The organism is Streptomyces thermoviolaceus, from assembly GCF_045209695.1.
In the GTDB taxonomy this organism is placed as follows: Bacteria; Actinomycetota; Actinomycetes; order Streptomycetales; family Streptomycetaceae; genus Streptomyces; species Streptomyces thermoviolaceus.
On sequence record NZ_CP109280.1, the window covers coordinates 4,133,664 to 4,156,331 of the forward strand.

Here is a 22,668-nt window from a genome sequence, read left to right on the forward strand (position 1 = left end):
CAACGTGACAGGGGCACGTCGACGACGTGTCCCGGGCGCATCCGGCGCGGTGCCCGTGCGATGGTGATCGCCTTTTGGGGCGTCGAGCTGCTGCGGTTACTATGCAAGCTGCGCGCCCGTGTGTCCGGCCTACTGGGCCACGAACTCCTCCGGGCGGCGAAATCCGCCGGAATCCCCGACGACTCCGGCGACACCCGAGAAGTCAGCCACAAGGAGACCGAACCGTGAAGAGCGCCGTGGAGACCCTGAACCCGACTCGGGTTCGGCTCACTGTCGAGGTGCCCTTCGAGGAGCTCAAGGACAGCCTCGACGCGGCGTACAAGAAGATCAACCAGCAGGTCACGGTGAAGGGCTTCCGCAAGGGCAAGGTCCCGGCCCGCATCATCGACCAGCGGTTCGGCCGCGGCGTGGTCCTGGAGGAGGCCGTCAACGACGCGCTTCCGAAGTTCTACACGGACGCGGTCAACAACGCCGAGCTGAACCCGCTGGGCCAGCCCGAGGTCGACATCACCGAGCTGAAGGACGGCGAGACGCTGAACTTCACCGCGGAGGTCGAGGTCCGCCCGAAGCTGGAGATCCCGGACTACTCCGGCATCGAGGTCGAGGTCGACGCCGTCGAGGTGACCGACGAGGACGTGGAGAAGGCGGTCCAGCAGCTGCGCGAGCGCTTCGCCTCCACCACCCCGGTGGAGCGCGCCGCCCAGGACGGCGACGTCGTCACCATCGACCTCGAGGCCAAGGTCGACGGCAAGGTGCTGGAGGACGGCATCGCCAACGGCGTGTCGTACACGATCGGCTCCGGTGAGCTGCTGGACGGCATCGACGACGCCGTGAAGGGTCTGGAGGCCGGCGGCGAGGCCACCTTCACCTCCGAGCTCAAGGGCGGCTCGGCGGCCGGCAAGGAGGCCGAGATCACCGTCAAGGTCAGCCAGGTCGCCGAGCGGGAACTGCCCGAGCTGGACGACGAGTTCGCGCAGCTCGCCTCCGAGTTCGACACCCTCGAGGAGCTGAAGGCCGACAGCCGCAAGCGCCTCGAGAACATGAAGCGCTACGACCAGGCCACCCAGGCCCAGGAGCGCGTCCTGGAGAAGCTGCTGGAGCTGGTCGAGGTGCCGGTGCCGGAGAAGCTGCTCGAGGACGAGATCCGCACCCGCAAGCACAACCTGGAAGAGCACCAGCTGGCGCAGATGGGTCTCACCCTCGACAAGTACCTGGAGCTCCAGGGCAAGACCGCCGAGGAGTACGAGAACGAGACCCGCGAAGCGGCGGTCAAGGGCATCAAGACCCAGTTCGTCCTCGACGAGCTGGTCGCCAAGGAGAAGCTCAACGTCAACCAGGAGGAGCTGACCGAGCACCTCATGCGGCGTGCGGCCTCCTCCGGCATGTCCCCCGACCAGTTCGCCCAGGCGGTCGTCCAGAACAACCAGGTGCCGCTGCTGGTCGGCGAGGTCGCCCGCGGCAAGGCCCTGGCCGTCGTGGTCGAGGCCGCGACCGTGAAGGACACCAACGGCGAGATCGTCGACCTGGAGGACGAGGAGGACAACGAGGCGGCCGACACCGCCGAGGCCTCCGCCGACGACAAGGGCGAGGGCGAGGAGAAGGCCGAGGCCTGATCCGCGCGGACCGTCCAGGACGTCCGTACGATGGGCCCTGGGGCACGGCGCCCCAGGGCCCATCGCCCTACCCGGCCTGCGCCTTGGCGGGCCAGTGCGCTACGCCCCCGGCGAACACTCCCTTGAGCGGGATTCCCCGAAGCAACCCGCGCGTTAGGGTCCATGAATACGAGGGCAGGGGAGTCCCCGCTAACGCCGGACGGACCCGCGCCCCGGCAGAAAACGTGAGACGGCCCGGCGCCGTCGCAAGACGAGCAGGTGGATACGTGACGAATCTGATGCCCTCCGCCGCCGGCGAGCCCTCCATCGGTGGTGGCCTCGGCGACCAGGTCTACAACCGGCTGCTCAACGAGCGGATCATCTTCCTCGGCCAGCCGGTCGACGACGACATCGCGAACAAGATCACCGCGCAGCTGCTGCTCCTTGCCGCCGACCCCGACAAGGACATCTACCTGTACATCAACAGCCCCGGTGGTTCGATCACGGCCGGCATGGCGATCTACGACACCATGCAGTACATCAAGAACGACGTGGTGACGATCGCCATGGGTCTGGCCGCCTCCATGGGCCAGTTCCTCCTCAGCGCGGGCACCCGCGGCAAGCGCTTCGCGCTGCCCAACGCCGAGATCCTCATCCACCAGCCCTCCGCCGGACTGGCGGGCTCGGCCACCGACATCAAGATCCACGCCGAGCGGCTGCTGCACACCAAGCGGCGCATGGCCGAGCTGACCGCCCTGCACACCGGCCAGACGGTCGAGCAGATCATCCGCGACTCCGACCGCGACCGCTGGTTCGACGCCCACGAGGCCAAGGAGTACGGCCTCATCGACGACGTGATCACGCACGCCGCCGGTATGCCGGGCGGCGGTGGCACCGGAGCCTGAGCCGCTCGGAGCGGGGGCCGTCCGAGCCCCCTCTCCGCATCCGCGGACCCCGGCGCCCGCCGAGGACACCCGCGCAGCCCCCAGGCCCCCGGCCGACCGCCCCAGCCCCTTTCCAGGAGACATCGTGAACGACTTCCCCGGCAGCGGCCTCTACGACCGCATGCGCGCCGAGTACACCGGCCCCGCGGCCGAGTCCCGCTACGTCATCCCCCGTTTCGTCGAGCGCACCTCCCAGGGCATCCGCGAGTACGACCCGTACGCGAAGCTCTTCGAGGAGCGCGTGATCTTCCTGGGCATCCAGATCGACGACGCCTCCGCCAACGACGTCATGGCGCAGCTGCTGTGCCTGGAGTCCATGGACCCCGACCGGGACATCTCGGTCTACATCAACAGCCCCGGCGGCTCCTTCACGGCGCTCACCGCGATCTACGACACCATGCAGTACGTCAAGCCGGACATCCAGACGGTCTGCATGGGCCAGGCGGCCTCCGCCGCCGCGGTGCTGCTGGCCGCCGGCACGCCCGGCAAGCGCATGGCGCTGCCCAACGCCCGCGTGCTGATCCACCAGCCCTACAGCGAGACCGGCCGCGGCCAGGTCTCCGACCTGGAGATCGCCGCCAACGAGATCCTGCGGATGCGTTCGCAGCTGGAGGAGATGCTGGCCAAGCACTCCAACCAGTCGGTGGAGAAGATCCGCGAGGACATCGAGCGCGACAAGATCCTCACGGCCGAGGAGGCGCTGTCCTACGGGCTGATCGACCAGATCATCTCGACCCGGAAGATGAACAACACCGCCCTCCGCTGACGCGGAGGCCGCACCCGTCCGCCGCCCCTCGGCACGGTCACGTCCCGGTGAACCGTGCCAAGGGGGGCCCGGACGGGGGGCCCGGCAAGGTACCGTCGACATAAGGCAGCACCAGGAGCCGCTGGACGCAAAGGTTCCAGGGTCTCCCAGGCGAAGGGGAAGCACACCGTGGCACGCATCGGTGACGGCGGCGATCTGCTCAAGTGCTCGTTCTGCGGCAAGAGCCAGAAGCAGGTCAAGAAGCTCATCGCAGGGCCCGGTGTGTACATCTGCGACGAGTGCATCGATCTCTGCAACGAGATCATCGAGGAGGAACTCGCGGAGAGCAGCGAGGTGCGCTGGGAGGAGCTGCCCAAGCCCCGCGAGATCTACGAGTTCCTGGACGGGTACGTCGTCGGCCAGGAGGCCGCGAAGAAGGCCCTGTCCGTCGCGGTGTACAACCACTACAAGCGGGTCCAGGCCGGGGAGAACGGCGGCGCCCAGGGCCGCGAGGACGCCATCGAGCTGGCCAAGTCCAACATCCTTCTGCTCGGCCCCACCGGGTCCGGCAAGACCCTGCTGGCCCAGACGCTGGCCCGCATGCTGAACGTCCCGTTCGCCATCGCCGACGCCACCGCCCTCACCGAGGCGGGCTATGTCGGCGAGGACGTCGAGAACATCCTGCTGAAGCTGATCCAGGCGGCCGACTACGACGTGAAGAAGGCCGAGACCGGGATCATCTACATCGACGAGATCGACAAGGTCGCCCGCAAGAGCGAGAACCCGTCGATCACCCGCGACGTCTCCGGCGAAGGCGTCCAGCAGGCCCTGCTGAAGATCCTGGAGGGCACCACCGCCTCGGTGCCGCCGCAAGGCGGCCGCAAGCACCCGCACCAGGAGTTCATCCAGATCGACACGACGAACGTGCTGTTCATCGTGGGCGGCGCCTTCGCCGGTCTGGAGAAGATCATCGAGGGGCGGGCCGGCGCCAAGGGCATCGGCTTCGGCGCCCAGATCCGCTCCAAGAGCGAGCGCGAGGCCAAGGACCTCTTCGAGGACGTCATGCCGGAGGACCTGGTCAAGTACGGCATGATCCCCGAGTTCATCGGCCGTCTGCCGGTGATCACCAGCGTGCACAACCTGGACCGCGAGGCCCTGCTGAAGATCCTGGTCGAGCCGCGCAACGCACTGGTCAAGCAGTACCAGCGGCTGTTCGAACTCGACGGGGTCGAGCTGGACTTCGAGCGCGAGGCGCTGGAGGCCATCGCCGACCAGGCCATCCTCCGCCAGACCGGCGCGCGCGGCCTGCGCGCCATCATGGAGGAGGTCCTGATGTCGGTGATGTACGAGGTTCCCTCCCGCAAGGACGTGGCCCGCGTCGTCATCACCGCCGACGTCGTCCACTCCAACGTCAACCCGACCCTGATCCCGCGCGACGCCCGCGGCCGCGGCCCGGGCGAGCAGAAGTCGGCGTAGCGGCCCGTCGCCGCGATGCGCAGGGGCCCCGGCCGGACACCGGCCCGGGGCCCCTGCGCGTGCCCGCTCACGGCCCGCACCTCCCGCCCGCACCGGGCGTCCGCCGCCCGTCCGACGGCTGCCTCGAGGGGGCGGGCCGGGCCCTGTGCAAAAGCGGTTTCAGGCCTGTGGGGCGCCCCCTCTACACTGTGTCCGTGACCGAGAACGCTCAGCAGCAGCCACCGACGCCCGCCACCGAACTGCCGACCCAGTACGCGCCGGCCGACGTAGAGGGGCCGCTGTACGAGCGCTGGGTCGAGCGGGGCTACTTCGCCGCCGACGCCAAGAGCGACAAGCCCCCGTACACCATCGTCATCCCGCCGCCGAACGTCACCGGCTCCCTCCACCTGGGCCACGCCTTCCAGCACACGCTGATGGACGCCCTCACGCGCCGCAAGCGCATGCAGGGCTACGAGGCGCTGTGGCTGCCGGGCATGGACCACGCCGGCATCGCCACCCAGAACAAGGTCGAGCAGCAGCTCGCCGAGGAGGGCAAGTCCCGCCACGACCTGGGCCGCGAGGCGTTCGTCGAGCGTGTCTGGCGGTGGAAGGAGGAGTACGGCGGCAAGATCCTCGGCCAGATGCGCCGTCTCGGCGACGGCGTCGACTGGGACCGCGAGCGGTTCACCATGGACGAGGGCCTGTCCAAGGCCGTCCAGACCATCTTCAAGCGGCTCTACGACGACGGGCTGATCTACCGCGCCGAGCGCATCATCAACTGGTGCCCGCGCTGCCTGACCGCCATCTCCGACATCGAGGTGGAGTACCAGGAGGACGACGGCGAGCTGGTCTCCATCCGCTACGGCGAGGGCGAGGACTCGCTGGTCGTCGCCACCACGCGGGCCGAGACCATGCTCGGCGACACCGCCGTGGCCGTCCACCCCGACGACGAGCGGTACCGGCACCTGGTCGGCAAGCAGATCAAGCTGCCGCTGACCGACCGCACCATCCCCGTCGTCGCCGACGCCCATGTCGACCCCGAGTTCGGCACCGGCGCCGTCAAGGTCACCCCGGCCCACGACCCGAACGACTTCGCCATCGGCCAGCGCCACGGCCTGGAGTCGATCACGGTCATGGACGAGCGGGCCGTCATCACCGCGCACGGCCCCTTCCAGGGCCTGGACCGCTTCGAGGCGCGTGCCGCCATCGTCGCCGCGCTGCGCTCGCAGGGCCGGATCGTCGCGGAGAAGCGCCCCTACGTCCACTCCGTCGGCCACTGCTCGCGCTGCAAGACCACCATCGAGCCGCGCCTGTCCATGCAGTGGTGGGTGAAGGTCGCCCCGCTGGCCAAGGCCGCCGGCGACGCGGTCCGCGACGGCCGGGTGACGATCCACCCCGAGGACATGTCGAAGCGGTACTTCGACTGGGTGGACAACATGAACGACTGGTGCATCTCGCGCCAGCTGTGGTGGGGCCACCGCATCCCGATCTGGTACGGCCCCGACGGCGAGATCGTCTGCGTCGGCCCCGACGAGGAGCCGCCGACCGGCGAGGGCTGGCACCAGGAGACCGACGTCCTCGACACCTGGTTCTCCTCCGGTCTGTGGCCGTTCTCCACGCTCGGCTGGCCGGAGCAGACCGAGGACCTGCGCAGGTTCTACCCGACCGACGTCCTGGTCACCGGCTACGACATCATCTTCTTCTGGGTCGCCCGGATGATGATGTTCGGCCTGTACGCGATGGACGGCGAGGTGCCGTTCAAGACCATCGCGCTGACCGGTCTGGTCCGCGACGAGCGCGGCAAGAAGATGTCGAAGTCGTTCGGCAACGTCGTCGACCCGCTGGACTGGATGGACCGGTACGGCTCCGACGCCGTCCGCTTCACCCTGGCCCGCGGCGCCAACCCCGGCACCGACGTGCCCATCGGCGAGGACTGGGTCCAGGCCTCGCGGAACTTCGCCAACAAGATCTGGAACGCCACGCGCTTCGCGCTGATGAACGGCGCCACGGTCGACGGCCCGCTCCCCGCCCCCGAGGAGCTGTCGGCCACGGACCGCTGGATCCTGTCCCGGCTGAACCAGACCGTCGCCGAGGTCGACGCCCACTACGACGACTTCCAGTTCGCCAAGCTCTCCGACGCGCTGTACCACTTCGCGTGGGACGAGGTCTTCGACTGGTACGTCGAGCTGACCAAGACGACGTTCCAGGAGGGCGGACGGGCCGCCGAGGTGAGCAAGCGCGTCCTGGGCGAGGTCCTGGACGTCACCCTGCGGCTGCTGCACCCGGTCGTCCCGTTCGTCACCGACACGCTGTGGACCGCCCTGACCGGCGGCGAGTCCGTGGTGATCGCGGACTGGCCGGCCGACAGCGGCTTCCGCGACGCGGACGCCGAGCAGGAGATCGAGACCCTGAAGTCCCTGATCACCGAGGTGCGCCGGTTCCGCGCCGACCAGGGCCTCCAGCCCGGGCAGCGCGTCCCCGCCCGGCTGGGTCTCGACGGCTCGCCGCTCGCCCGGCACGAGGCCGCCATCCGGCAGCTGGCGCGGCTGCAGCCGGCCGGTGACTCCTTCACCGCCACGGCGACCCTGCCGGTCGCCGGCGTCGAGGTGGCCCTCGACCTGTCCGGCGCGATCGACGTCGCCGCGGAGCGCAAGCGGCTCGCCAAGGACCTGGCCGCCGCGGAGAAGGAGAAGGCCCAGACGAGCGCCAAGCTCGGCAACGAGGCCTTCCTGGCCAAGGCCCCGGAGCACGTCGTGGAGAAGATCCGCACCCGGCTCGCCAAGGCCGAGGAGGACATCGCCCGCATCCAGGCCCAGCTGGAGCGCCTGCCGCAGGCGTAGGGCAGCGCCGGCCGTACGGGCGTGCATGCTGCGCGAGGCCCCCGGAACCGTCCGGTTCCGGGGGCCTTCGCCCGTCTACGTACACTTGCCTCGTGAGCGAGCAGCCCCCGAACGGCAACGACGACCAGCCCGACGTCCTCGACCACTTCGACGAGATCATCGCGGCGGAGACCGACCGCGACCCCGATCTCGCGGTGATCGAGGCCGGCAGCCGCACCCTGCGCACCCAGGGCGGCCCCCCGCAGGCCGACGTGCCGGCCCGGCCGGCCGACCCCGCGGTGGACAAGGCGCTGCGGGAGGTCGAGGCGGAACTGGCGACCCGCTGGGGCGAGACCAAGCTGGAGCCCTCGGTCAGCCGGATCTCCGCCCTGATGGACGTCCTCGGCGAGCCGCAGCGCGCCTACCCCGCCATCCACATCACCGGCACCAACGGCAAGACCTCGACCGCCCGCATGGTCGAGGCGCTGCTCGGCGCCTTCGAGCTGCGCACCGGCCGGTACACCTCGCCGCACGTGCAGTCGATCACCGAGCGGATCAGCCTGGACGGCGCACCGATCTCGGCCGAGCGGTTCATCGAGACGTACCAGGACATCAAGCCGTACATCGAGATGGTGGACGCCGCGCAGGAGTACCGGCTGTCCTTCTTCGAGGTGCTCACCGGCATGGCGTACGCGGCCTTCGCGGACGCGCCGGTGGACGTGGCCGTCGTCGAGGTCGGCATGGGCGGCAGCTGGGACGCCACCAACGTCATCGACGCGGACGTCGCCGTGGTCACCCCCATCGGGCTGGACCACACCGACCGGCTCGGCGGGACCACCGCGGAGATCGCCGGGGAGAAGGCGGGCATCATCAAGCAGAGCGCCACGGTGGTCATGGCCCAGCAGCCGGTGGACGCCGCGCAGGCGCTGCTGAAGAAGGTCGTGGAGACCGATGCGACCGTGGCCCGGGAGGGCCTGGAGTTCGGGGTCGTCTCGCGGCAGGTGGCCGTCGGCGGGCAGCTGCTCACCCTGCGCGGTCTGGGGGGCGAGTACACGGACGTGTACCTGCCGCTGCACGGCGCCCACCAGGCGCACAACGCGGCGGTGGCGCTGGCCGCGGTGGAGGCGTTCTTCGGGGTGGGCGCACAGCGGGCGGAGCCGCTGGACGCCGAGACCGTCCGCCGGGCCTTCGCCTCGGTGGTCTCGCCCGGGCGGCTGGAGGTCGTGCGGCGCTCCCCGACGGTGGTGCTGGACGCCGCGCACAACCCGGCCGGCGCGCAGGTCACCGCCGACGCGGTGCACGAGGCGTTCGACTTCAGCCGGCTGATCGGCGTGGTCGGGACCAGCGCGGACAAGAACGTGCGCGGGCTGCTGGAGGCGTTCGAGCCGGTGTTCGCCGAGGTGGTGATCACCCAGAACTCCAGCCACCGCGCGATGGACGCCGACGCGCTGGCGGCGATCGCCGTGGAGGTGTTCGGCGAGGAGCGGGTCCAGGTGGAGCCCCGGCTGCCGGACGCCCTGGAGGCCGCGATCACGCTCGCCGAGGAGGAGGGCGAGTTCGCCGGCGCCGGCGTGCTGGTCACCGGCTCCGTCATCACCGTCGGCGAGGCCCGGCTGCTTCTGAAGAAGGGCTGACGTTTCCGTGCGTACGCTGTGTTCCTCGACCCTGCTCGGTGAGTTCTTCGTCATCGGGTTCGCCGGTCTGGTCGCGATGAAGGACCCGGACCTGTCCATGGCGACGGTGTGGACGGTCAGCGGCATCGCGATGGTGCTGTGCGTGCTGCTGTGCGGGATGGTGACCCGCCGGTCGGGCGTGTTGCTGGGCTGGGCGCTGCAGATCGCGCTGATCGCCTCCGGTGTGGTGGTGCCGACCATGTACTTCCTGGGCGCGGTGTTCGCCGGGCTGTGGTGGGCGTCGGTGCACTTCGGACGGAAGGTCGACGCGGCCAGGGCGCGCATGGCGGCGCAGGCCGAGAGCTGACGGAGCCGGCCCGGGAAGCGGACACCCGGGCGCCCGGGCCGGGCCCCACCGGTGGTGCGGATGGGGCATCTCCTGCGTTTTCCCCCGCCGCGGACGGCATCGAGGCAGGTCCGGGCGCCGGTCGGCGCACCGGACCCGGTACCCTTCGGGCCAACCGATCCCTGGCCTGTAAGGAGCCGTACCCATGACCCAGCGCACTCTCGTCCTCCTGAAGCCGGACGCCGTCCGTCGTTCGCTGGTCGGCGAGATCGTCAGCCGGATCGAGCGCAAGGCCGGCTGGCGCATCACCGCGCTGGAGATGCGGACCCTGGACCGCGCCACGCTGGAGCAGCACTACGCGGAGCACGTGGGCCGCCCCTTCTACGAGCCGCTGCTGGAGTTCATGTCCTCCGGCCCGGCCGTGGCCATGATCGTCGAGGGTGAGCGGGTCATCGAGGGGATGCGGGCGCTGGCCGGTGCGACCGACCCGATCGCCGCCGCGCCGGGCTCCATCCGGGGCGACTACGGCGTGATCGTGCGGGAGAACCTGGTCCACGCCTCCGACTCCGAGGAGTCCGCCGAGCGCGAGGTCAAGATCTTCTTCCCCGGCCGGGCCTGACCCGCGCCGGGCCGGTGGTTCTCCGCGTTCTTTCTGACATATCGTCAGCCCGGCGGGCCGTGTGACCTGGGCGGTCGTGGGAAACCGGCCGCCCGTCGGCATACGCGGTGCCGATCGGGGGAACGCGTGCCCCCGATGGATCGTCTCCACAAGCGAGGCGGTACGCCATCTGCTGACAATGACGAAGACCCTCGCGCAGTGTTCGTGCAGGCGCGTCTACGATGGAAGCCTTCACGTCACAGCACCCACCTTCGCCGACCTGACACGCCCTCAAAGCCGCCAGGAAGGCCAGACGAATCCTGATGGGAAACTCTATGTCGTTCATCGGCCGTGACATGGCTGTCGACCTCGGGACCGCCAACACGCTGGTGTACGTCAGGGGTCGCGGGATCGTACTCAACGAGCCGTCCGTCGTCGCCATCAACACCAACACCGGTGGCATCCTGGCGGTCGGCGCCGAGGCGAAGAAGATGATCGGGCGGACGCCCGGCAACATCGTCGCCGTCCGTCCGCTCAAGGACGGCGTCATCGCGGACTTCGAGATCACCGAGCGGATGCTCCGCTACTTCATCCTGAAGATCCACAAGCGGCGGTATCTGGCGCGTCCGCGGGTCGTGGTCTGCGTGCCCTCCGGGATCACCGGGGTCGAGCGGCGCGCCGTCATCGAGGCGTCCTCCCAGGCGGGCGCCCGCCAGGTGCACATCATCGAGGAGCCGATGGCCGCGGCCATCGGCTCCGGCCTGCCGGTCCACGAGGCCACGGGCAACATGGTGGTGGACATCGGCGGCGGCACCACGGAGGTCGCGGTCATCTCCCTCGGCGGCATCGTCACCGCCCAGTCCATCCGGGTGGCGGGCGACGAGCTGGACAACGCCATCATTCAGTACGTCAAGAAGGAATACAGCCTTCTGCTGGGTGAGCGGACGGCCGAACAGATCAAGATCACGATCGGTTCGGCGTACGACCTGGAAACCGACGAACACACCGAGATCCGAGGCCGCGACCTGGTGTCCGGGCTGCCGAAGACCGTCGTCATCTCCGCCGCCGAGGTCCGCAAGGCGATCGAGGAACCGGTCAACGCCATCGTCGACGCGGTCAAGACCACCCTGGACAAGTGCCCGCCGGAGCTGTCCGGCGACATCATGGACCGGGGCATCGTCCTCACCGGTGGTGGCGCCCTGCTGAGGGGGCTGGACGAGCGGCTGCGCCGGGAGACCGGGATGCCGATCCACATCGCCGAGGACCCGCTGGACAGCGTGGCCCTCGGGTCCGGCAAATGCGTCGAGGAGTTCGAGGCCCTGCAGCAGGTCCTGGACGCCCAGCCGCGCAGGTGACACAACTGTTCGGGTCCGCCGTACGAGATGATCTCCTCTCGTGCGGCGGATCGTTGATATAGAGGCATAAGCTCCCGCAAACGGGCCCCTGGGAAACGCCGTTCCACGGTCGGCGTTCCGGGGCCCACCCGGTTCCTATGAGGAAGGGCACGGCCGCCGCACGTGAGGGACACGAAAGAGAGCCGGCTGCTCCTGGTGCTGCTGATCGCGATCGCGTTCGCGCTGATCACGGTGGACATCCGTGGCGGAGAGGACTCCCCGGTGCAGGGGGCCAGAAGGGCCGCCGCCACCGTGTTCGGCCCGATCGAGAACGGCTTGTCGTCCGTGGTGAACCCGGTCGGCAATGCGGTCTCCGCCGTCCGTGACTCCGGTGAACGCCACGACCGGCTGGCCGCGCTGGAGAAGGAGAACGCCGAGCTGAAGGCGAAGCTCGGCAGCGACGCCCGCAACCGCAGCCGCCTCGCCCAGCTGGACGGGATGCTGAAGCTGGCCGGCCGCGGGCAGTACGGCATCAAGGGCGCCCAGGTCATCGCCATAGGAGCCGCCCAGGGCTTCTCCTGGACCGTCACCATCGACGTCGGCTCGCGCGACGGCATCCAGCGCGACATGACCGTGCTCAACGCCGACGGACTGGTCGGCCGGGTCACCACCGTCGGCCCCGACTCCGCCACCGTGCTGCTCGCCAACGACCCCGACTTCACCGTCGGCACCCGTCTGGAGGGCACCGGCGAACTCGGTTTCGCCTCCGGCCAGGGCGATCGCCCGCTGCGGGTGGAGCTGCTCAACGGCAAGGCCGAGGTGAAGAAGGGCGACCGGCTGGTCACCTTCGGCTCCCAGGGCGACAAGCCGTTCGTGCCCGGCGTGCCGGTCGGTGTCGTCTCCCGCGTGGAGGCCTCCGGCGGAGATCTGACCCGCACGGTGTACGTGACGCCGTACGTCGGCTTCAGCAAGCTCGACATCGTCGGCGTCGTCGTCCAGGCGCCGAAGAAGGACCCGCGGGACGCCGTCCTGCCGCCCGAGCCCAAGCCCACCCCGACGCCCACGGTGACCGTGACGGTCACCCCGTCCGCCCGGGCCGACGACGCCTACGCGAGCGACGAGGACGAGTCCTACGACGGGAACCGGGACACGGCCGGCGACACCGGCGGCGGCGAGGAGCCCGACGCCCGATCCACCGACAGCCAGCAGCCGTAGGAGCTGAGAAGTCCCATGCGCCTGAACCGGATCCTGCTCTCCACCGCGCTGGTCGTCGTGGCCCTGGTGATCCAGGTCAGCGTCCTGTCCCGGCTGCACCTGCCGGGCGCGGTGCCCGACCTGCTGCTGCTCACCGTCCTCGCCCTGGCCATGGTCTACGGCCATGTCGGCGGCGCCCTCATCGGCTTCGGCGCCGGGCTGCTCGCCGACCTCGCCCCGCCCGCCGACCACGCCGCCGGCCGCTACGCGCTGGTGCTGTGCGTCATCGGCTACCTCGCCGGGCTCGTCAAGCCGGAGACCGGTCGGCTGAGGTCGGCGTCCGGCCCGATGGCGGTGGTGGTCGTCGCCGCGCTCGGGTCCACCTTGCTGTACGCCGGTGTCGGCGCCCTCGTCGGCGACACCGCCGCCCGCCATGTCGGCCTGTCCGGGCTGCTGTTCACCGCCGCGCTGTACGACCTGCTGCTCGCCCCGTTCGTGGTCCCCGGCATCATGGCGCTGGCCCGGCGCACCGACCCGGACCCGCTCGCCGAGGCCGGCGGCGCCTCCCAGGGCGCCGACATCTCCTCCGGCTGGCTGTCCTCCGGCACCGGGCTGCGCATCGGCGACCAGCGCGGCGCGCTGGGCGGCCTGAAGGCGAGGGCCCGCACCCGGTCCGTCCGGGTCGGCCGCATCAAGGGGGTCAAGCGGCTGTGAGCACCGCGCAGTTCACCCGAACGGGTGCCGCCCGGCGGAACGCGGGCTCACCGGCACGTCGTTCACCCTGCGGATGCGCGCGTACAGGTGTACGCGTGCCCGCACACACATCCGTCCGTGCCCACGCACCGGCATGCTGAGAGAGGGGGATCGAACGCCGTGACGAACATTCCCGAGACCGGCCGGACCCCACGGGTCCAGACCCGTCTCGTCGTGATCCAGATCCTCGTCCTCTCCCTGCTCGGCACCCTGGGGGGACGGCTGTGGTACCTGCAGATCCGGGAGGGGGCCCACTACCAGAAGGAGGCGTCCGGCAACCACGTCCAGCAGGTCGTCGAGCCCGCACCGCGCGGCTCGATCCTGGACGCGCGCGGTGTGCCGCTCGCCGACAACGAGACCCGCCTGGTGGTCTCCGCGTCCCGCACCGAGCTGCTCAAGCAGAAGGACGACGGCAAGGCGGTGCTGACCAAGCTGGCCGGTGTCCTCGGCATGGACCCGAAGGAGGTCATGCAGAAGGTCCGGCTGTGCGACGCCGAGACGCCCCAGCCCTGCTGGAACGGCTCGCCCTACCAGCCCATCCCCATCACCGACGAGGCCTCGCCCAAGCAGGCGCTGCAGATCCGGGAACGCGCCGAGGACTTCCCCGGCATCACCGCCGAGCCCGAGGCCGTGCGCCGCTACCCCGGCCCCGGCAAGTCCAACACCGCGCAGGTCCTCGGCTACCTCTCCCCGGTCACCGACGAGGAGATCCAGCAGGCCAAGGACACCGACTCGCCCTATCTGCGCTCCGACATGGTCGGCCGCTCCGGCCTGGAGCGGCAGTACGACAAGGAGCTGCGCGGCAAGGCCGGCGTCACCCGCTACGAGGTCGACAACCTCGGCCGGGTCATCGGCCAGGCCGAGTCCGACCCGGCCGAGCCCGGTTCGAACCTGGTCACCAGCCTCGACGCCCGTGTCCAGCGGGTCGCCGAGTACGAGCTGGACAAGGCCATGAAGGCCGCCCGCCAGCAGTACGACCACATCACCGGCACCAACTACAAGGCGGACTCCGGTGCCGTCGTCGTCATGGAGGCCAGGACCGGCCGGGTCGTCGCCATGGCCTCCGCGCCCACGTACGACCCGAACGTCTGGGTCGGCGGCATCTCCGCCAAGGACTACGCCGAGCTCACCGGCAAGAACTCCGACTACCCGCTGCTCAACCGCGCCATCCAGGGCCAGTCGGCGCCCGGTTCGACGTTCAAGGTGGTCTCCACCGCCGCCGCCGTCCAGGCCGGGTACGACTTCAACGGCAAGTACCCGTGCACCAGCTCGTACACGGCGGGCGGCCACACCTTCATGAACTTCGAGGGCGAGAACTTCGGCGACATCACCCTCGGCCGGGCCCTGGAGGTCTCCTGCGACACGGTCTTCTACTACCTCGCCGACAGCGAGTGGAAGAAGGACGGCGGCATCAACCCCAAGCCGGGCCAGCCCAAGGACTGGTTCTTCAAGACCGCCCACCAGTTCGGGCTCGGTCAGAAGACCGGCATCGACCTGCCCAACGAGGTCACCGGCCGCGTCCCCGACCGCGAGTGGAAGCAGCGGTACTGGGAGGCCAACAAGGACGCCTGGTGCAAGAGCGGCAAGAAGGACGGCTCCTACGTCGAGAAGATCGCGTACGAGAACTGCCTCGAGGGCAACAAGATGCGCGAGGGCGACGCGATCAACTACTCCATCGGGCAGGGCGACACGCTGCTGACCCCGATCCAGGAGGCCGTCATCTACAGCGCCATCTCCAACGGCGGCACCATGTACGTCCCCACCATCGGCAAGGCCATCGTCAGCGCCGACGGCAAGCACGTCACCGAGATCAAGCCCAAGGTCCGCGGCAAGCTGCCGATCAGCAAGTCCACCCGCGACATGATGGACGAGGCGCTCGCGGGCGTGGCCACCCGCGGTACCGCCGCCTGGAAGTTCGCCGGCTGGCCCCAGGACAAGATCCCGCTGCACGCCAAGACCGGTACCGCCGAGGTCTACGGCAAGCAGACCACGTCCTGGCTCGCCAGCTACAGCAAGGACTACACGGTCATCATGACCATCTCCCAGGCCGGTACCGGTTCGGGCGCCTCCGGTGAGGCGGTGCGCAACATCTACAGCGCCCTGTACGGCGTCCAGGCCGACGGCTCCATCGACACCAAGAAGGCGCTGCTGCCCACCCCGCAGAAGGGCCTGCCGAAGATCCACACCGACGGCACCATCGCCTCCCCGAAGATCCCCGGCGACCCCGCCAAGGACGTGGAGAAGGCCCAGCAGCAGGCCACCGAGGAGGGGGACACCGCGCCCGACGACGGAGGGACACCGGCGACCACCACCGAGCCGTCGGCAGGCAACCGCGACACCCGCAGGCGGGCACGCCGCAGGGGAAGCCGGAGGACGACCGCATGACCGGCGTGAACAGCTTCTCCGTCTCCGGGTACGGACCCCAGCGGGCGCGCTGGACCCGGCTCTTCGCCCGGGACTCCGTCACCCGCCGCCTGGACTGGCCGATGCTGCTGTCCGCGCTCGCCCTGTCCGTGATCGGCACCGCCCTGGTCTTCTCCGCGACCCGCAACCGCACCGAGATCAACCAGGGCGACCCGTACTACTTCCTCATCCGGCACGTGGTGAACACCGGCATCGGGCTCGCCCTGATGATCGGCACCATCTGGCTCGGCCACCGCGTCCTGCGCAACGCCGTGCCGATCCTCTACGGCGCCTCGCTGCTCGGCATCCTGCTGGTGCTCACCCCGCTCGGCGCCACCATCAACGGCAGCCGCAACTGGATCGTGCTGGGCGGCGGGTTCTCCATCCAGCCGTCGGAGTTCGTGAAGGTCACCATCATCCTGGGCATGGCGATGCTGCTGGCCGCCCGGGTGGACGCCGGCGACAAGGAGCACCCCGACCACCGCACGGTCCTGCAGTCCCTGGGCCTGGCCGCCGTGCCCATCGTGATCGTGCTGCTCATGCCCGACCTCGGCACGGTCCTGGTGCTGGTCACCATCGTCCTCGGCGTGCTGCTCGCCTCCGGCGCCTCCAACCGCTGGATCTTCGGGCTGCTCACCGCGGGCGCGATCGGCTGCGTGGTGATCTGGCAGCTGCACATCCTCGACGAGTACCAGATCAACCGGTTCGCGGCCTTCGCCAACCCCAGCCTCGACCCGGCCGGTGTCGGCTACAACACCAACCAGGCCCGCATCGCCATCGGCTCCGGCGGCCTGACCGGCGCCGGCCTGTTCCACGGCTCCCAGACCACCGGGCAGTTCGTGCCCGAGCAGCAGACCGACTTCGTCTTCACGGTCGCGGGCGAGGAGCTGGGCTTCATCGGCGCCGGACTGATCATCGTGCTGCTCGGGGTCGTGATGTGGCGCGCCTGCCGCATCGCCCGCGAGACCCCCGATCTGTACGGCACCATCGTCGCCGCCGGCATCGTCGCCTGGTTCGCCTTCCAGTCCTTCGAGAACATCGGCATGACCCTGGGCATCATGCCGGTCACCGGTCTGCCGCTGCCGTTCGTCTCCTACGGCGGCTCGTCGATGTTCGCGGCCTGGGTGGCGGTGGGTCTGCTGCAGTCGATCCGGGTGCAGCGGCCGGTGTCGGCGTAGGCGCCCCGGCGCCCGGACGCCGGGCCCGCGGTCGGCGGGGCCCGCGCCCCGGGCACCCCGGCGCCCGGCCGCCGCACCCACGCCCGGTGGTGTCTCGGCGCCCGGACGCCGCACCCGCACACCACGCGTCCCGACGGTCGTGCCGTGCGGTCGCACGGTTCGACGGCTGCTGCTCCGACTGCTGCCGTGCGCCCCTGCCCGGGCGCGCCGGCGCCGCACTACAGTCGGTGCATGGTGGCCGCGAGACGGGAGATCGAGCGGAAGTACGAGGCGGGGGCGCCGGGCCTGCCGGACCTGACCGGCGCAGGACCCGTCGCGAGCGTCGCGGACCGGGGCACGTCCGCCCTGGACGCCGTCTACTACGACACCGCCGACCTGCGCCTGTCCGCCGCCGGCCTGACCCTGCGCCGCCGCACCGGCGGCAGCGACGCGGGCTGGCACCTGAAACTCCCCGCCGGTCCGGGCGCCCGCGACGAGATCCAGGCCCCGCTCGGCGACACCGTGCCCGCGGACCTGGCCGCGCTGGTCCGCTGCCGCGTCCGCGACCGGGCCGTGCGGCCGCTGGTCCGGCTCCGCACCGAGCGCGCCGTACGGCACCTGCTCGCCGCCGACGGAACCCTGCTGGCCGAGGCGAGCGTGGACACCGTCCAAGCCGAACGCCTCGCCGACGACACGGCCGACGAGACACGCACCGCCCGGTGGACCGAGATCGAGGTCGAACTGGCCGACGGCGCCGACCCGGCCGTCCTTGACCAGGTGGAGCACCGGCTGGAGGCCGCCGGCGTCCGACGGTCGACGGCCGCCTCCAAGCTGGAACGCGCCCTCGCCGAGACCCTCCCGCCCGAGGCCCGGCCCGGCCGGGCCGCCCCGGAACCCCCCGTGACCGCCGGCGACCACGTCCTCGCCCATCTGCGCGCCCAGCGCGACACCCTTCTCGCCCTCGACCCGGCCGTGCGGCGGGACCTGCCCGACGCCGTGCACCGCATGCGGGTCGCCACCCGCCGCCTGCGCAGCGTGCTGCGCAGCTACGCCACGGTCCTCGACCGTGCCGCCACCCGCCCCGTCGGCGCGGAACTGAAGTGGCTCGCCGGTGAACTCGGCCGCGGACGCGACGCGGAGGTGCTCACCGAACGCCTCACCGCCGCCCTCGACGGCCTGCCCGAGGACCTGGTCACCGGCCCCGTCGGCGAACGCCTGCGCACCTGGTCCGCCGAGCGCGCAGGCGCAGCGCGCCGCGAGCTGCTGGCCGCCCTGGACGGCACCCGGTACCTGGCCCTGCTGGACGCGCTGGACGCCGTCGTGGACCGCCCGCCGCTGCGCCCGGCCGCCGCCGGCCGCCCCGCCCGGGTCCTGGCCCGCGTGGTGCGCAAGGAGTGGCGGAAACTGGCGACCGCCCTCGGCGACGCCCTGGCACTGCCGCCCGGGCCGGGCCGCGACGTCGCCCTGCACGAGGCCCGCAAACAGGCCAAACGGGCCCGGTACGCGGCCGAGGCCGCCGCGCCCGCGCTCGACGAGGCGGCCGGCGTCGCGTCCGCGGCCAAGGGCCTGCAGACCCTGCTCGGCGACCACCAGGACGGTGTCATGGCCCGCCAGGCCCTGCGCGAGCTGGCCGCGGCGGCCGAGCGGGCGGGGGAGAGCACCTTCGCCTACGGGCTGCTGTACGGGCGCGAGGAGCAGCGAGCCGCCGAGGTGGAGACGCGGCTGCCGGCGGCCTGGAAGGAGCTGAGGAAGCGCACCGAGCTGCCGGGCTGAGGCAGCGCGCCGGGTGCCCGCCGACCGGGTTACGCTTGATGGTCGCACTCCCCGAGCCGGCCGGCCGGGGGACCCAGCCAGCTGACGAAGGTATTCCCACGATGTCTGTCGAGTCGGTCTTCCCACAGCTCGAAGCTCTGCTCCCGCATGTGCAGAAGCCGATCCAGTACGTGGGCGGCGAGCTGAACTCCACCGTCAAACCGTGGGACAGCTGTGACGTCCGCTGGGCGCTGATGTACCCCGACGCCTACGAGGTCGGGCTGCCCAACCAGGGCGTCCAGATCCTCTACGAGGTGCTCAACGAGCAGGACGGCATCCTCGCCGAGCGCACCTACAGCGTGTGGCCCGACCTGGAGGCGCTGATGCGGGAGCACGGCGTCCCGCAGTTCACCGTGGACAGCCACCGCCCGGTGAGGGCCTTCGACGTGCTCGGCATCAGCTTCTCCACCGAGCTGGGCTACACCAACATGCTGGCCGCGCTGGACCTGGCCGGCATCCCGCTGGAGTCGAAGGACCGCACCCTCGACGACCCGATCGTCATGGCCGGCGGTCACGCGGCGTTCAACCCGGAGCCGATCGCCGACTTCATCGACTGCGCCGTCCTCGGCGACGGCGAGCAGGTCGTCCTGGAGATCAGCGACATCATCCGCGCCTGGAAGCAGCAGGGCCGCCCCGGCGGCCGCGAGGAACTGCTCCTGCGCCTGGCCAAGACCGGTGGCGTGTACGTCCCCGCCTTCTACGACGTCGAGTACCTTCCCGACGGCCGCATCGGCCGGGTCGTGCCCAACCGCTCGGGCGTGCCGTGGCGCGTGTCCAAGCACACGGTGATGGACCTGGACGAGTGGCCCTACCCCAAGCAGCCGCTGGTCCCGCTGGCCGAGACCGTGCACGAGCGGATGAGCGTGGAGATCTTCCGCGGCTGCACCCGCGGCTGCCGGTTCTGCCAGGCCGGCATGATCACCCGCCCGGTGCGCGAGCGGTCCATCACCGGCATCGGCGAGATGGTCGACCGGGGCCTGAAGGCGACCGGCTTCGAGGAGGTCGGCCTGCTGTCGCTGTCCTCCGCGGACCACTCCGAGATCGCCGACATCACCAAGGGCCTCGCCGACCGCTACGAGGACGACAAGGTCGGTCTGTCCCTGCCCTCCACCCGGGTCGACGCCTTCAACATCGACCTGGCCAACGAGCTGACCCGCAACGGGCGCCGCTCGGGCCTGACCTTCGCCCCGGAGGGCGGCTCGGAGCGCATCCGCAAGGTCATCAACAAGATGGTCTCCGAGGAGGACCTGATCCGCACCGTCGCCACCGCGTACGGCAACGGCTGGCGTCAGGTGAAGCTGTACTTCATGTGCGGCCTGCCCACGGAGACCGACGAGGACGTGCTGCAGATCGCCGACATGGCGGCCCGCGTCATCGCCAAGGGCCGCGAGGTCTCCGGCTCCAAGGACATCCGCTGCACCGTGTCCATCGGCGGGTTCGTGCCCAAGCCGCACACCCCGTTCCAGTGGGCCCCGCAGCTGAGCGCCGAGGAGACCGACGCCCGCCTGGAGAAGCTGCGGGACAAGATCCGCGGTGACAAGACCTACGGCCGCTCCATCGGCTTCCGCTACCACGACGGCAAGCCCGGCATCGTCGAGGGTCTGCTCTCCCGCGGCGACCGCCGCATCGGCGCGGTGATCCGCGCGGTCTACGAGGACGGCGGGCGCTTCGACGGCTGGCGCGAGCACTTCTCCTACGACCGCTGGATGGCCTGCGCGGAGAAGGCGCTCGCCCCGTACGGCGTCGACGTGGACTGGTACACCACCCGCGAGCGCTCCTACGAGGAGGTCCTGCCCTGGGACCACCTGGATTCCGGCCTGGACAAGGACTGGCTCTGGGAGGACTGGCAGGACGCCCTGGACGAGACCGAGGTCGAGGACTGCCGCTGGTCGCCGTGCTTCGACTGCGGTGTGTGCCCGGCGATGGACACCACCATCCAGATCGGCCCCACCGGCAAGAAGCTGCTGCCGCTGACGGTCGTGAAGTGATCTGAGACCGTGACGTGACCGACGAGGCGGGCGCCGCTGCGGCGCCCGCCTCGTCGGTTCCTGCGCACGAAAGCGGGTGAGGCACGCACATCGGGCGGGTGCGGCGTCGCCGGCGTCCGCCCCGTCCACGCGCTCCCTCCCGTGCTCGCAACAGGGGAGCCGTCCGGGACGTCCTGTGATCCACGGGATCCCCGAGGGAGAAGGAAGAGGGCACAGATGGGCCAGGAGCGCCTCGTGCGGGCGGCGTGCACCCCGACTCCACGATCACCGTGGACCAGGCGTATCCGCAGCGGAGCGCCGAAGCGGCGCTGCGCGCCGGGACGTTCGTGGCGCCGTTCAAGCGTGAGCGGCTGACCTGGATCAAGCCGTCCTTCCTGGGGATGATGTACCGCTGCGGCTGGGCCTCGAAGCCGGACCAGGAGCGTGTGCTGCGCATCGAGATCGACCGGACGGGGTTCGAGCGGGCGCCGGCGCATGCGGCCCTCAGCCACTTCCGGCCCGGTGTGCACGCGGACCACGACCAGTGGCGCGCACAGGTCGCCGCGTCCCCGGTACGTGTGCAGTGGGACCCGGACCGGTCCGTGCCGCTGGAACCGCAGCCGTGGCGGGCCGTTCAGGTCGGCCTGTCCGGCGAGACCGTGGATCGTTACGTGGACGACTGGATCGTGGACCTCACGGACGTCACCGAGCTGGCACGGTCGACGCACTCCGCCGTGCTCGACGGCAGGATCGAGGAGGCCGGGCGTCCGCCGCCGGCCGAACGCCCGTACCCGCTGCCGGAGGCCATCCGCCGACGGCTGGGAGCGGACGGCTGACCTGCTCCTCCTCTCACCGGCTGTGGCTTTCACCTACGTCCGCAAGAGACGGATCGGCCCCTGGGCTCTCGCCGCCCGGCGGGTCGCGGAGACCCCCTGGTTGCCCGGAGTCGACCCGGCCGGGAACTCACGGGGCGAGGAACACGTACCCTAGTAAAGAGGACCAGGCGCCACATGCCCGCCGGCACGGGGGCGTCTGGACTATCCGCCGTACACAAGGAGAAGTTCCACTGGGCAAGCGACAGCCCGAAGGCCCGCCGCCCGCACCCGCGGTGCAGCGCATCCGACTGCGTTACACCAAGCGCGGCCGCCTCCGGTTCACCAGCCACCGCGACTTCCAGCGCGCCTTCGAGCGTGCGCTGCGCCGTGCCGAGGTGCCGATGGCGTACTCGGCGGGCTTCACGCCGCACCCGAAGGTCTCCTACGCCAATGCCGCACCCACCGGCACGGGCAGTGAGGCGGAGTACCTCGAGATCGCGCTCACCGCGCCCCGGGATCCGGAGCAGCTGCGCGCCCAGCTCGACGCGTCGCTGCCCGACGGGCTCGACGTGACCGACGCGGTCGAGGCCCGCACCTCGGGGTTCGCCGACCGGCTGACCGCCTCCGTGTGGGAGCTGAAACTCCCCGGGGTGGACCCCGCCGAAGCGGAACGGGCCGTGGCGGCCTTCACCGAGGCCGATAAGGTCGAGGTCCAGCGCCTGACCAAGAACGGCATGCGCACCTTCGACGCCCGGCCCGCGGTGGTGAGTCTCGAGGTCGCGACACCGGAAGGTGCGACAGCTGATGGGTCGAACGAGCAGCCCTGTGCGATACTGCGGCTGGTTGTTCGGCACGTGACGCCTGCCGTACGACCCGACGACGTCCTGTCCGGCCTCAACGCCGTGGCCGACCTGGCGCCGCCGGTCCCCGCAGCGGTGACCAGGCTGGCGCAGGGGCTGCTCGATGACGAGACCGGCACGGTGACCGACCCGCTCGCGCCCGACCGCGAGGCAGCCCCGGCCGCCCCGGCCGCGTCACCAGGGGCCGTCGGCTCTGCCACCGCGAAGGCGCCCGCTTAGGGAAGGTCCCGCAGGGACGGACGCCGAAAGCGCCGCCCTCGA

18 protein-coding genes are annotated in these 22,668 nt (G+C 70.7%); all 18 read left to right on the forward strand.

Going from position 1 to position 22,668, the window contains the following annotated elements:
* The first annotated feature begins 60 nt into the window (after nt 1-60).
* Nucleotides 61-228 (forward strand): hypothetical protein, encoded by a 168-nt coding sequence (locus OG899_RS18085; RefSeq protein ID WP_168132302.1) that lies wholly within the window; start codon nt 61-63, stop codon nt 226-228.
* Complete coding sequence (tig, locus tag OG899_RS18090; protein WP_125500421.1) at nt 225-1,613, forward strand: trigger factor; 1,389 nt, start codon at nt 225-227, stop codon at nt 1,611-1,613. Before OG899_RS18085 ends, tig begins: the two co-directional genes overlap by 4 nt.
* A 278-nt stretch (nt 1,614-1,891) precedes the next feature.
* Nucleotides 1,892-2,497 carry an ATP-dependent Clp protease proteolytic subunit gene (locus OG899_RS18095; protein WP_168132309.1) on the forward strand — a complete coding sequence of 202 codons (606 nt, stop codon included), beginning with the start codon at nt 1,892-1,894 and terminating at the stop codon, nt 2,495-2,497.
* Between the two features lie 124 nt (nt 2,498-2,621).
* Complete coding sequence (locus OG899_RS18100) at nt 2,622-3,302, forward strand: ATP-dependent Clp protease proteolytic subunit (protein ID WP_125498347.1); 681 nt, start codon at nt 2,622-2,624, stop codon at nt 3,300-3,302.
* 168 nt (nt 3,303-3,470) lie between these two features.
* Nucleotides 3,471-4,757, forward strand: coding sequence for an ATP-dependent Clp protease ATP-binding subunit ClpX (gene clpX, locus OG899_RS18105; protein ID WP_125498348.1), 1,287 nt, complete (start codon nt 3,471-3,473; stop codon nt 4,755-4,757).
* 194 nt (nt 4,758-4,951) lie between these two features.
* A complete protein-coding gene (locus OG899_RS18110) occupies nt 4,952-7,576 on the forward strand; it encodes a valine--tRNA ligase (RefSeq protein ID WP_189427490.1) in 2,625 nt (874 codons plus the stop codon).
* 92 nt (nt 7,577-7,668) lie between these two features.
* On the forward strand, nt 7,669-9,189 hold the full coding sequence (locus OG899_RS18115) for a folylpolyglutamate synthase/dihydrofolate synthase family protein (RefSeq protein WP_189427491.1): 1,521 nt from the start codon (nt 7,669-7,671) through the stop codon (nt 9,187-9,189).
* Between the two features lie 7 nt (nt 9,190-9,196).
* Nucleotides 9,197-9,535, forward strand: a complete 339-nt coding sequence (locus OG899_RS18120) for a DUF4233 domain-containing protein (RefSeq protein WP_125498351.1) — start codon at nt 9,197-9,199, stop codon at nt 9,533-9,535.
* Between the two features lie 184 nt (nt 9,536-9,719).
* A complete protein-coding gene (gene ndk, locus OG899_RS18125; protein WP_125498352.1) occupies nt 9,720-10,133 on the forward strand; it encodes a nucleoside-diphosphate kinase in 414 nt (137 codons plus the stop codon).
* A gap of 314 nt (nt 10,134-10,447) precedes the next feature.
* A complete protein-coding gene (locus OG899_RS18130; RefSeq protein ID WP_125498353.1) occupies nt 10,448-11,467 on the forward strand; it encodes a rod shape-determining protein in 1,020 nt (339 codons plus the stop codon).
* Nucleotides 11,468-11,629: 162 nt separating this feature from the next.
* Nucleotides 11,630-12,661: a rod shape-determining protein MreC gene (mreC, locus tag OG899_RS18135; RefSeq protein WP_168132303.1), complete on the forward strand. Its 1,032-nt coding sequence runs from the start codon at nt 11,630-11,632 to the stop codon at nt 12,659-12,661.
* Nucleotides 12,662-12,676: 15 nt separating this feature from the next.
* A complete protein-coding gene (gene mreD / locus OG899_RS18140) occupies nt 12,677-13,354 on the forward strand; it encodes a rod shape-determining protein MreD (protein ID WP_125498355.1) in 678 nt (225 codons plus the stop codon).
* Nucleotides 13,355-13,513: 159 nt separating this feature from the next.
* Nucleotides 13,514-15,778, forward strand: a complete 2,265-nt coding sequence (mrdA, locus tag OG899_RS18145; RefSeq protein ID WP_189427492.1) for a penicillin-binding protein 2 — start codon at nt 13,514-13,516, stop codon at nt 15,776-15,778.
* Nucleotides 15,775-16,974, forward strand: a complete 1,200-nt coding sequence (rodA, locus tag OG899_RS18150; protein ID WP_125498357.1) for a rod shape-determining protein RodA — start codon at nt 15,775-15,777, stop codon at nt 16,972-16,974. The genes mrdA and rodA overlap by 4 nt, the downstream gene beginning before the upstream one ends.
* A gap of 231 nt (nt 16,975-17,205) precedes the next feature.
* Nucleotides 17,206-18,726 (forward strand): CYTH and CHAD domain-containing protein, encoded by a 1,521-nt coding sequence (locus OG899_RS18155; RefSeq protein ID WP_125498358.1) that lies wholly within the window; start codon nt 17,206-17,208, stop codon nt 18,724-18,726.
* Nucleotides 18,727-18,827: 101 nt separating this feature from the next.
* The gene (locus OG899_RS18160) at nt 18,828-20,753 is read left to right on the forward strand and encodes a TIGR03960 family B12-binding radical SAM protein (protein WP_125498359.1); all 1,926 of its coding nucleotides are present in this window, start codon (nt 18,828-18,830) and stop codon (nt 20,751-20,753) included.
* A 245-nt stretch (nt 20,754-20,998) separates the two neighbouring features.
* A complete protein-coding gene (locus OG899_RS18165; protein ID WP_189427493.1) occupies nt 20,999-21,568 on the forward strand; it encodes a DUF4291 domain-containing protein in 570 nt (189 codons plus the stop codon).
* A 272-nt stretch (nt 21,569-21,840) separates the two neighbouring features.
* The gene (locus OG899_RS18170) at nt 21,841-22,626 is read left to right on the forward strand and encodes a TIGR03936 family radical SAM-associated protein (protein ID WP_189427494.1); all 786 of its coding nucleotides are present in this window, start codon (nt 21,841-21,843) and stop codon (nt 22,624-22,626) included.
* Nucleotides 22,627-22,668 lie beyond the last annotated feature (42 nt).

Excerpts from the sequence above, each read along its gene's own strand:
- rodA (WP_125498357.1), top strand. The coding sequence starts at position 15,775 with ATGACCGGCGTGAACAGCTTCTCCGTCTCCGGGTACGGACCCCAGCGG.
- OG899_RS18095 (WP_168132309.1), top strand. The coding sequence starts at position 1,892 with ATGCCCTCCGCCGCCGGCGAGCCCTCCATCGGTGGTGGCCTCGGCGAC.
- ndk (WP_125498352.1), top strand. The coding sequence starts at position 9,720 with ATGACCCAGCGCACTCTCGTCCTCCTGAAGCCGGACGCCGTCCGTCGT.
- OG899_RS18085 (WP_168132302.1), top strand. The coding sequence starts at position 61 with ATGGTGATCGCCTTTTGGGGCGTCGAGCTGCTGCGGTTACTATGCAAG.
- mreD (WP_125498355.1), top strand. The coding sequence starts at position 12,677 with ATGCGCCTGAACCGGATCCTGCTCTCCACCGCGCTGGTCGTCGTGGCC.
- OG899_RS18155 (WP_125498358.1), top strand. The coding sequence starts at position 17,206 with ATGGTGGCCGCGAGACGGGAGATCGAGCGGAAGTACGAGGCGGGGGCG.
- OG899_RS18160 (WP_125498359.1), top strand. The coding sequence starts at position 18,828 with ATGTCTGTCGAGTCGGTCTTCCCACAGCTCGAAGCTCTGCTCCCGCAT.
- OG899_RS18130 (WP_125498353.1), top strand. The coding sequence starts at position 10,448 with ATGTCGTTCATCGGCCGTGACATGGCTGTCGACCTCGGGACCGCCAAC.